Below are 9,537 nucleotides of genomic sequence, written 5' to 3'. Positions count from 1 at the left end.
ATTTTGATGGAAGGCATAATGAATAGAAATTTTTTTGAAAATGTTTGTTGGAATTGTTGGGGTGTTTTTTGTTATCGCCAGTTTAATTTTTGCGAGTTATTATTCCAGCTATACATCTGAACTTAAGGCGGAAAATATCCAAAATGCGGACACTGCCTATGCTTTAGGGGTTAAATACCGCTCACATTTTTTTGTGTATCAGGATAATGCAAAGGCCTATGAATATTTCAATCGTGCCTATCATCTCGGCCATAAAGAAGCTGCCAATGAATGGATATTTTTGCGGGAATATGGATTAGGTGGAACTCTCACATGTGAAGAAAAAATTGAAACATCATTGAACATACTAAGTCAGCAAAATAGCGTGAATGCACATTATGTGTTGGGAAGAAATTATGCTAAAAAAGACTGTCCTTTATTTGATCTTGAATTGGCAGAATATCATTTGCTAATTGCGGGCGAGGAGGATCATTTTATAGCGAAAGCTTTTCTGATTCATTTTTATTTTGAGTTAAAAAATGATCTTGTTAAACAAGAGCATTGGGAGAGAAAGCTTCGGACAGAAGAACCAATTTCAGAATTAGAAGTTTGGTTTGGACGTATAAAAAATATTTTACGTTGGACTATAGGGTTAAAAGAGCAGTTTTAGAAAAACTGCTCTTTAGAGATTTAACGAAAAGTGATAGGCGGAACTTGCTCTATCTTACATCCTTCATTTAGGATATTAGTCTCTGCGTTTTTAATATTAAGTTTTTGCTGTATTATTTTGGCTTCTAGTTCCTTAACTTGTTGATCAAGAGGGTCGAAATATCGATCAACTGCTCGCCAAAACTGTGATACTGCAATAGCCGCTAGTAATACTTTTACAGCACTAGAGAATCCTACTATAGCAGCTGAAGATGACATGGAGCCGAGCGTAGAAAAGGTTGCGGCACCTGCGGCAAATCCTGCTTTTGCAATTTCGTTACTTTCTTGCGCCTCATATTGTTTACATTTCGCAGCTGCATTCGTGCATAAATTCTTTACTTTCCGTTCGAGTAAATCTAACTCCCCTTTTTCTTCATTCAATTTTACGTTCAATCTAAAGCATAGCTGGTTATTAGACTGATCTGGTTGTTCGGGTTGCATTTCATTCAAGCTGACGGACTGATTAGTATTCTCGTTCAGTTCATTTGAATTTGTTGATAAATATGCATTCTGTGAGAAAGAATTGTTTGGGTTGTTTCCAGGCTCATTGGTTGTTTCAAACCAATTATCTGCAAAGGCAGGAAGGCCGCTTTCGGGGTTGATTTGTTCTTTGCCGGACCCAACAGTATAGATGGGGAGATCTTTGCCGAGAATTTGTGAGATAAGGGCCATAACCTCTTCGGTTTGGGCGGAAAGAGGCAGAACAATTTCGCCCGGTGTAAGATGCGCGATATATGCATCTTTTTTATTCGTTAAGCCATTCAGGCCTAAATATTGGCCATTTGCCCCTGACGGGCTTCGGGTAAGTCTTTAAGTTTAGAGGCCTCTGATTCACTCTGTTTCGGGTAATCATAGAGGTCTTCAAACCCTTTGGTAACGGCCTTTACAATAGCTGGGTTGCGGTCACGCCAATAGGACGGGTTCTTCATTAATTTCTTTAGGCGCGCCAATTCACGCGCTTCAACATCGGTTGAAACCATATAATATTCCTTCATTTGGATTGATTTATTAAGAACATATAGTAAATAAATATATTTTTGTTAATATATTTACTTTTTGTTCTATTTTTAATTGGCCGATGTTTCAGGATTCAGACTTATAGCTGTGCCTAATATTCCTCAATTAAGTCATTGCCTATTGTTTCAAATGGGCGGACACTGCCTTAGGTATTTGAATTACTTGAAAGTTTCGATGCTATGTTGTCTATCATCCGTCCCGTTATTGCCCTTCTATTAAGCTTTGGGCTTTTGATTACTGCAAATGGTATGTTCAATACATTGCTTGGTTTGCGTAGCCGACTGGAAGGATTCACTACGGAAACGACTGGCATTATTATGGCTGGTAGTTTTCTTGGTATGTTGATTGGGGCTGTTTACGCCATCAGGATTATCAGTGCCGTTGGGCATATTCGTGCCTTTGCTGCTTTAGCGTCTATTATGTCGGTGGCAGTATTAAGTCACGTATTATGGATTGATGCGGTTTTCTGGTTTGTCTTGCGCTTGATGGCAGGTTTCTGTCTGTCCGGTATGACTATGATTGTGGAAAGCTGGTTGAATGGGAATTCGGAAAATTCCAACCGTGGGCAGATCATGGCTATGTATATGATCACCAACTATTTGGGATTTGGTATCGGACAATTCCTGATTTTGCTGGATGATCCAAAAAATACGGAATTATTTATTATTGCTTCAATCATTTTATCTCTGGCACTTGTGCCAATCCTTTTAACACGGTCAAAAGCGCCACCACCGCAGCCGGCGATCCGTTTATCTATGCCTAAACTGTTTAAGATTTCCCCCCTTGGATTGATCGGTGTTTGTGCAGCAGGTTTGATGAATGCAGCGGTGAATGGCATGGGGGCTGTCTTTGGTAAGGAAATGGGGTTGGAGCTATCCGATATTTCCACCTTGATGGCCTGTTTCGTATTAGGGGCGATGGTGATGCAATATCCCGTGGGGCGATTGTCGGACAGATTTGATCGCCGTGCCGTGATTATTGTTGTGGCAGTGGCCACCTTTGGCATGTCCACCATTATGGTTAGCTTTGCGGAAAATGTCGGAATAGCACTTTTTGCTATGGCAGCTGTTTATGGGGGGATTGCCTATACGGTTTATCCTTTATCGGCTGCTCAGCTTAATGATATGGCAGATTCCAGTATGCGGGTGCAGGTGGCAGCAGGTGTGATGGTCGCTTATGGTATTGGCGCCTCAATTGGTCCAATTGCTGCAGGTCAAATTATGGGATCATTTGGGCCAACAGGTTTATTTTATTATACGGCGACTGTTGCCGTCACGTTAACGTGCTTTACGGCGTTACGGATGTTGGTGCGTGTCAGAACTGAAAGCAATATTGAACGAAAATCTGTCTTTATGCCGATTTCCGGTACCAGTTTTGGCGGTAAACAATTGTATAACGCCGCTTTGGATAGTGTGATGCGGGAAAAACGTAAGCAAAGCCAAGGTGTAGAGTCAGCGGGTTCAGATAAGATGAAGCAGGAAACCTCCTCATCTTGATGGTTTCGTCAATATACATGCATTAGAGACTTGAAAGATAAAGCAATCTTACTTATTTCCTTATGTATGATGAATATTTGGCAAAATATTAAAGACTGGTGGGTTGACTTTCAACCACTCATGTCTCTTCGTGACCGATTAAGTGGGGATAAAAAACTGCTTAAATCGATTGGTATCGGGATTGTTCTGGTGATCGGGCTTTATTATCCGATTGGCATGCTGATCGTGCATAAGGTAGATGATAATCTAGGTTATACGTCGATCTTAAATCCCGGAGAATCCGAAGCCGTAGCCAATGCGGCAGGTTTGATGCGTCGGGAAATCGAAGAGTATCGCTGGACTGCGATGGATCCGTTTTTTATGCCGGGCTCGGCATTGGATAATATGCCAAATTTCCAAAAGGGTATGGTTTCGGCTATTAGTCGCTTTGCAATTGAAATGTCGGATCAAATAGGTCGTGTGCGTGGATCATCACAGGTGGATGAAGATCTGGATAAAGCGGCGGGCCTGTTTAAATATAAACCTGATGTTTGGGTGTATGATATTTCAGAAAGCTGGTTGCCACAAAGATCGTCTGCGCAACAATATATGTTGGCGGTTAAATCTTTTGAAAACTATAATCGACGTCTTGCGGCGGGGGAGGCGATTTTTGAACGTCGTGGGGATAACCTGCTTGCGACAATCGATCGCATTACAGCTGACTTAGGTTCAGCTTCTGCCGTAATTGATAGCACCATTCAAGATTTATCGGCCTTTTCCTTTGATACCGATGATGTGTTTTACCGCACCAAAGGGCGCCTTTATGCCTATTACTTCATTCTCAAGGGTTTAAAAACCGATTATGCGAATGTGATTGAAGAGCGTAAACTTACCAAAGCTTGGGATCAGATGCTTCTTTCTTTACAGGAAGCAGCAAGTATGGACCCGTTATTGGTGACAAATGCAGCACCGGATAGTTTTATTATGCCTAGTCATTTGGCAGGTCAGGGCTTCTATTTACTTCGTGCACGTACTCAACTTCGTGAAATTTCCAATGTTCTTTTGAAATAGTTTCTTGGTTCTTTTTTCTTTGATCGGAAAAAAATTACTGATAAACTTCTAAGTAGCAAAAAATATAAAAGGCTTTAAGTTAAAATATTTAGCCTGAGGGAGAGTGTTATGTCAGATGAGACGGGTGCCTCGGTAGACATAGGGGATTTCCATGCAAGAAAGGAATTTCAAACCCGACCTAGGGTTTTTCTGGTTCTTGTGGATGATAGTGCAGAAATGCCAAAAGCCCTTCGATTTGCCAGTCTTCGTGCCAAACATACAGGTGGTATGGTTGCGTTATTACATGTCCAAGATAATGCGGAATTCCACCATTGGTTAGGCGTGGAAGCCTTGATGAAAGAAGAAGCTCGTGAAGAAGCGGAAGCTTTATTACAAAAACTTTCAGAGACTGTGAATGACTTATGTGGTAGCTATCCAATTATCTATATGCGTGAAGGCGATAGGGCTAATCAGCTATTTGATTTGTTAGAAGAAGATGAAACTATTTCTATTGTTGTTTTGGCGGCGAGTGCTGAAAAAGAGTCAAATGATCATGTGATTAGTCATCTTACAGGTAAAGGTCGTGCAAGAATGCGTACGCCATTTACCATCGTGCCGGGGAATTTATCAGATGAAGAAATTGATGCTTTGACAGTGAGTTAGATCATTATAACTCAATTGTTTCCATAAGCTCATGACAATATATCACAGGTCAAACTTCGGTTTTCCTTGAAATTGAACCGCATAAGCCCTATTTACTGCTCAAGCGAATTGATAGTTTGCCAAAGGGAAAAGAACTCCCCTTATAATATATTGGCAGCAAAAGATGGAATTTAAGGAATTTCTCAATGTTCATTCAAACAGAGCAAACCCCTAACCCTGCAACGTTGAAATTTATTCCTGGCCGTGTGGTTTTGGAACAAGGGACAGCGGACTTTACGTCTTTGGAAGCGGCGAGTGGCAAATCTCCATTGGCGGAGCGCCTTTTTGGTGTTGAGGGTGTGGTTGGTGTCTTTTTCGGTCATGATTTTGTGACAGTTACAAAAGAAGACGAAAAAGAATGGTATGTGATGAAGCCATCTATTTTGGGCGTAATTATGGAACATTTCACAACCGAACAGCCTGTTATGTCAGGTTCAGCCGTTGTTGAAGACTCCGATCATGCAGAAACCCCTGTGGGTGATGGGGAGAATGATCAAGTTATCGCGCAAATCAAAGAGTTATTGGATACACGCGTCCGTCCAGCTGTTGCACAAGATGGCGGCGATATCGTTTTTCATGGATTTGAAGAAGGCGTGGTTTATTTATCCATGCGCGGTGCATGCGCTGGATGCCCAAGTTCCACTGCTACCTTAAAAATGGGTATTGAGAATATGTTACGCCATTATATTCCGGAAGTGGTTGAAGTTCGACCAGCCGGTTAAGCATTTTTTCCAAAAATTTGATCAAATTCCTGATACCGTCATTTGATAGGTTCTTATTCCTGTTGTTAGGCAAAGAGTCCTGTAGACGGCATGATCTTTTATGGCTAAAATTGCTAATATAAGAGAAGAGATAAACAGATTAAATGTAGAAACTATATACTTTATGTGGTATATGATCTGTTAATAATGCATAGATATTGAATAAATTGGCCTTATGAATGGGTCTGTTTCTTTTGTAAATGCTGTCGTTTTTAAATCCGAGGGAAGTTATCTTCTTGATGGAGTTTAAAGGCAAAACAGTAGTCGGGTGGGAGCATTATTTAGTCAGAATAATGTCCGTAGGATTGAGGTTGTAAAAGATGTGTTTGCATCTTTTAATATCATGAAGCCCATCTGCAATTTGTGTATAGAACCATGAGTATGAACCTGAATACGACGGGTCGGAAATCCGGTGAATTGACGCCAGCTGATCTTTTTCAAGCTGTGAAGCGTTCTTGGATTTTTACTGTGATTGTTGGATTTGGTGTAGGTTTAGCTGTCGTTGGCCTATTACAACCCGATGCGCCTTTACCGGCTGTGACCAGTACAATCGAGGTAAAGGAAGCGGCGCAAAAACCACAAAAACTTGCAACGCATACGGTTGAGAAGTTACAGAAAAAATTCCAACAAATCGGCTATAGTATCGATAAATTGGAAGTAAACGGTTATACCGTGCCACGCATTTGGCCGGATGCTGTCCCAGATGATATGGATAGCATTCAAGTGGTGCAGGATCGCAAGGCCTTGTTCATGAAGATGATGTTGCCTTTGGTATTGCTTTCAAATGAGCGTATTGAACGTGATCGTGTGCGCTTACTCTCTATTGCAGAAAAACAGGCAAAGGGTGAAGTGATTGCGAAGGCAGACCAGAACTGGTTGGAAAATACCGCTAAAAGCTATCGTTTGGACGAAGTCGATATGGCTGAATTGATTAAACGTGTTGATGTGGTGCCGGTTTCTTTGGCAGTGGCGCAAGCAGCGATTGAAAGTGGTTGGGGTACATCTCGTTTTGCCCGTCAAGGGAATGCTTTATTTGGTCAGTGGACTTGGGGGGATGAGGGTATTGTTCCGGATGGACGTGAAGAAGGTAAAACCCATAAGATCAAATCTTTTGAATCACCTTTAGATTCTGTTGTGGCCTATGTGCATAATCTGAATACTAATCGCGCCTATCGTGAGTTACGTAATTTGCGTGCCGATTTACGTAAACAAGGTATTGATGCAACCGGGTTGGATTTAACTATGGGATTGCAGCGCTATTCTGAAAAAGGCATGGAATATGTTTATCTGTTGCAAAATATCATTAATAGCAATCAGATGGCGCGTTTCGATGACGCGCAACTAGGTGGTACGAAACTGGCAAGTTTGAATTAAATCTTTGCAGTTTGATCTATAAGAAAAGCCCATATGAGTGAATTTCTTATGGGCTTTATTTTTATTTCGTGAAGAATTGCATACCATACCAATACCAGCGATTATCAGCTGCAGGTAATGTACAATTGACACGGGTACGGCCTTTTGGGAATTTTTCATTAAAGCGTAATTCAATGCGGCGACTGCCAATGCGTTGCATATCCTCAATCTTACCAACTTGAGAATGATAACAAGCCAATTCATTCGCACGTTTTAAATCTGCAGGCAGCGTAAAGCCAATGTGAGGTGGGTTGTTTTCAGATTTCGGACCAGATGCATAGAGTAATGGATCCATTGGCAAATAATCTGTGGCTGGTAACCCAACGGCATTTATGGACATTTTAAATCGATCAAATTCACCGTAACGTTCATTCACTGGAAAACGTGGTAAGTAAAATTGATTATGCATCGGTGTCATTGCACCTGAATGCTGTCCGAAAGCGGCCTTATATCCAAGTTCTTGTACATAATCCATTAAGTCTTTGCTAGCTTCGCCATAAGGATAAGCAAACAGAGTTGGTGTTTTACCTAATTCTTCAGTAATGCGTGCATGATCTTCTTCTATCTCTGCAAAAGCTTGCTGGGTTGGCAAAAGTGGTAAATGGGAATGGTTAAGGCTATGCCCTTGAATATCCGCTCCTTCGGCCGCCATTTGGCGAATTTGGTCCCAGGTCATATAGTCAAACTGACCTTGGTCAACTGGACCAGCAGACATGAACAAAGTCACTGGTAATCCTGCTTCTTTAAACATGGGCCAGCCGACATTAAAGACAGAAACAAAAGCGTCATCAATTGTGATAGCGACGCTGCGATTAGGAAGTTTTTCACCTTTTTGCAATGTTGCCATCATATCGTCTAGGCGCATTACATTATATTTGCCGGAAGTCAGTTCCTGTATATGTTCCTTTAACTGCTCTACACGGATATTCGTTGAGGGGTAATCATTCTCACCAAAACGATGATACATGATCGCGACCCCTGAATGATTAAATTCAGCAGCAATAGAGGATATTGAAAAAAGACCTACTAGAAAGGTACAAAGAAGGAAAAGTTTAGACTTCATGGTTGGCTCAAAATGTTTTATGTTGCAACGCAACTATATTGCCTGAATTTTCAGGAATTGTGAATAGAAAAAATCTTATAGAATCAAGCCATTATAGGCTCTCTTGTATCCTTGGGGCAAATACGTATTCTTAATAGGTTCAATTTTTAGATTTTATAGACAGGATTATTCATTGTGACTTTGCTCTTGGCTCTTGATAGTGCATGTGCCTCATGTTCCGCTGCGGTCTGGCAGGATGGCGAGGTTTTGGCGCATAAGTTTGAAGATATGCCACGGGGCCAGTCCGAGAATCTAATGCCCTTTGTAGCAGAGGTGATGAAAAAATCTAGCATAGATTTTCCCGATTTGGATGTGTTGGCCGTCACAGTAGGGCCAGGTGCGTTCACTGGTATTCGCATTTGTTTGTCAGCCGCGCGAGGATTAGCGCTTGCCACCAAGAAACCGTTGGTTGGTGTAACGACAATGGAAGCTTTGCTTGTGGCTCAAGATTTATCAAATTTTCAAGGGGCGCTTGTGGCTGTGGTGATCGAAACCAAACGTATGGATTACTATATCCAATTCTTCGATCACAATGGAATGTCTATGGGAGAGCCTGAAGCGCTTTTGGCATCTTCTATCGCGAAAAAGTTTGAGACTCTGTCTCAAGGAAAGCAGATTTTTCTTTGTGGAGATGGTGCAGAGAGATTAAAGCAGGAGGCGATTGTGGCGGATTGCGAGTTCGAATTTGGATCTGAGAATAGCCAACCAGATGCTGGTGTTTTTGGCCAAGTTGCAATGGATAAATATAATGCAATGGGAAGGGCTGCTTTCGAAATTGCGCCTGCGCCTTTATATTTGCGTCCGCCGGATGCAACACCACCAAAACCAAAATTTCTGTTTAAAGCTGCTGGTCACTAATGACTCAATCTCCATATCAATTAAGTGCATTGCAAAAAACTGACCTTAAAGAGGCTGCGAATGTATATGGTCGTGCCTTCGTTGAGCCCTGGGGTGAGGCTGCCTTATTGGAATTATTGCGCATGAAAGGCGCATTTGGATATCGCGTGACTGAAAACGGGTCAAAGAAGCTCGTCGCGTTTGTTCTGGCACGTAGCTTATTTGAAGAAGCTGAGATATTAACGATCGCTGTTGATCCTATTGTACAAGGACAAGGTCTGGCTTTTACTTTAATGCAAGCAGCGGAAGTTCAAGCAAAAGCGCAAGGAGCCGAGAAAATGTTTCTGGAAGTAGCGGCTGACAACAAACAGGCTCAAGGACTGTATTTTAAGTTGGGCTATGAAGAATTATCTCGGCGAAAAGGATATTATAAACGTGTGGGTGGTATCCGTGTTGATGCCTATAATCTTTGGAAGAAGTTATAATAAAAGTA

At 41.6% G+C, this 9,537-nt stretch carries 11 protein-coding genes; 8 read left to right on the top strand and 3 right to left on the bottom strand.

Annotated features, from left to right (window positions below):
* Positions 1 to 34 precede the first annotated feature (34 nt).
* Complete coding sequence (locus E1160_RS02350) at positions 35 to 649, top strand: SEL1-like repeat protein (RefSeq protein ID WP_155153387.1); 615 nt, start codon at positions 35 to 37, stop codon at positions 647 to 649.
* A 20-nt stretch (positions 650 to 669) separates the two neighbouring features.
* Here E1160_RS02350 and E1160_RS02345 read toward each other — a convergent pair whose 3' ends face one another.
* Together E1160_RS02345 and E1160_RS02340 are read right to left on the bottom strand one after the other, a co-directional pair.
* On the bottom strand, positions 670 to 1,359 hold the full coding sequence (locus E1160_RS02345) for a hypothetical protein (RefSeq protein ID WP_155153386.1): 690 nt from the start codon (positions 1,357 to 1,359) through the stop codon (positions 670 to 672).
* Positions 1,360 to 1,454: 95 nt separating this feature from the next.
* Complete coding sequence (locus E1160_RS02340) at positions 1,455 to 1,667, bottom strand: hypothetical protein (protein WP_155153385.1); 213 nt, start codon at positions 1,665 to 1,667, stop codon at positions 1,455 to 1,457.
* A 216-nt stretch (positions 1,668 to 1,883) separates the two neighbouring features.
* Between E1160_RS02340 and E1160_RS02335 the strand changes: the two genes are divergently transcribed.
* The 5 genes from E1160_RS02335 to E1160_RS02315 all read left to right on the top strand — a co-directional run bounded on the left by E1160_RS02335 (position 1,884) and on the right by E1160_RS02315 (position 7,066).
* Entirely contained in the window at positions 1,884 to 3,200 is a 1,317-nt protein-coding gene (locus E1160_RS02335; protein WP_155153384.1) for an MFS transporter, read from the top strand.
* A 30-nt stretch (positions 3,201 to 3,230) separates the two neighbouring features.
* Positions 3,231 to 4,250 carry a DUF2333 family protein gene (locus E1160_RS02330; RefSeq protein ID WP_155153383.1) on the top strand — a complete coding sequence of 340 codons (1,020 nt, stop codon included), beginning with the start codon at positions 3,231 to 3,233 and terminating at the stop codon, positions 4,248 to 4,250.
* Positions 4,251 to 4,358: 108 nt separating this feature from the next.
* Positions 4,359 to 4,892 (top strand): universal stress protein, encoded by a 534-nt coding sequence (locus E1160_RS02325; RefSeq protein ID WP_155153382.1) that lies wholly within the window; start codon positions 4,359 to 4,361, stop codon positions 4,890 to 4,892.
* 185 nt (positions 4,893 to 5,077) lie between these two features.
* Positions 5,078 to 5,653, top strand: coding sequence for a NifU family protein (locus E1160_RS02320; RefSeq protein WP_155153381.1), 576 nt, complete (start codon positions 5,078 to 5,080; stop codon positions 5,651 to 5,653).
* A 414-nt stretch (positions 5,654 to 6,067) separates the two neighbouring features.
* Positions 6,068 to 7,066: a glucosaminidase domain-containing protein gene (locus tag E1160_RS02315; protein WP_155153380.1), complete on the top strand. Its 999-nt coding sequence runs from the start codon at positions 6,068 to 6,070 to the stop codon at positions 7,064 to 7,066.
* Between the two features lie 61 nt (positions 7,067 to 7,127).
* On the opposite strand, the gene E1160_RS02310 is transcribed toward E1160_RS02315, so the two are convergent.
* Positions 7,128 to 8,072, bottom strand: coding sequence for a polysaccharide deacetylase family protein (locus E1160_RS02310; protein WP_218048659.1), 945 nt, complete (start codon positions 8,070 to 8,072; stop codon positions 7,128 to 7,130).
* Between the two features lie 270 nt (positions 8,073 to 8,342).
* Between E1160_RS02310 and tsaB the strand changes: the two genes are divergently transcribed.
* Both tsaB and rimI read left to right on the top strand, forming a co-directional pair.
* Positions 8,343 to 9,065: a tRNA (adenosine(37)-N6)-threonylcarbamoyltransferase complex dimerization subunit type 1 TsaB gene (tsaB, locus tag E1160_RS02305; protein ID WP_155153378.1), complete on the top strand. Its 723-nt coding sequence runs from the start codon at positions 8,343 to 8,345 to the stop codon at positions 9,063 to 9,065.
* A complete protein-coding gene (gene rimI, locus E1160_RS02300) occupies positions 9,065 to 9,529 on the top strand; it encodes a ribosomal protein S18-alanine N-acetyltransferase (RefSeq protein WP_155153377.1) in 465 nt (154 codons plus the stop codon). Before tsaB ends, rimI begins: the two co-directional genes overlap by 1 nt.
* Positions 9,530 to 9,537 lie beyond the last annotated feature (8 nt).

The organism is Curvivirga aplysinae (genome assembly GCF_009711445.1).
GTDB lineage: Bacteria > Pseudomonadota > Alphaproteobacteria > UBA8366 > Aestuariispiraceae > Curvivirga > Curvivirga aplysinae.
This window is presented reverse-complemented; position numbering and strand designations above follow the sequence as displayed.

Coding starts and splice junctions, on each gene's coding strand:
- E1160_RS02345 (WP_155153386.1), bottom strand. CDS start 1,359: ATGGCCCTTATCTCACAAATTCTCGGCAAAGATCTCCCCATCTATACT.
- E1160_RS02340 (WP_155153385.1), bottom strand. CDS start 1,667: ATGGTTTCAACCGATGTTGAAGCGCGTGAATTGGCGCGCCTAAAGAAA.
- E1160_RS02335 (WP_155153384.1), top strand. CDS start 1,884: ATGTTGTCTATCATCCGTCCCGTTATTGCCCTTCTATTAAGCTTTGGG.
- E1160_RS02325 (WP_155153382.1), top strand. CDS start 4,359: ATGTCAGATGAGACGGGTGCCTCGGTAGACATAGGGGATTTCCATGCA.
- E1160_RS02320 (WP_155153381.1), top strand. CDS start 5,078: ATGTTCATTCAAACAGAGCAAACCCCTAACCCTGCAACGTTGAAATTT.
- E1160_RS02315 (WP_155153380.1), top strand. CDS start 6,068: ATGAGTATGAACCTGAATACGACGGGTCGGAAATCCGGTGAATTGACG.
- E1160_RS02310 (WP_218048659.1), bottom strand. CDS start 8,072: ATGTATCATCGTTTTGGTGAGAATGATTACCCCTCAACGAATATCCGT.
- rimI (WP_155153377.1), top strand. CDS start 9,065: ATGACTCAATCTCCATATCAATTAAGTGCATTGCAAAAAACTGACCTT.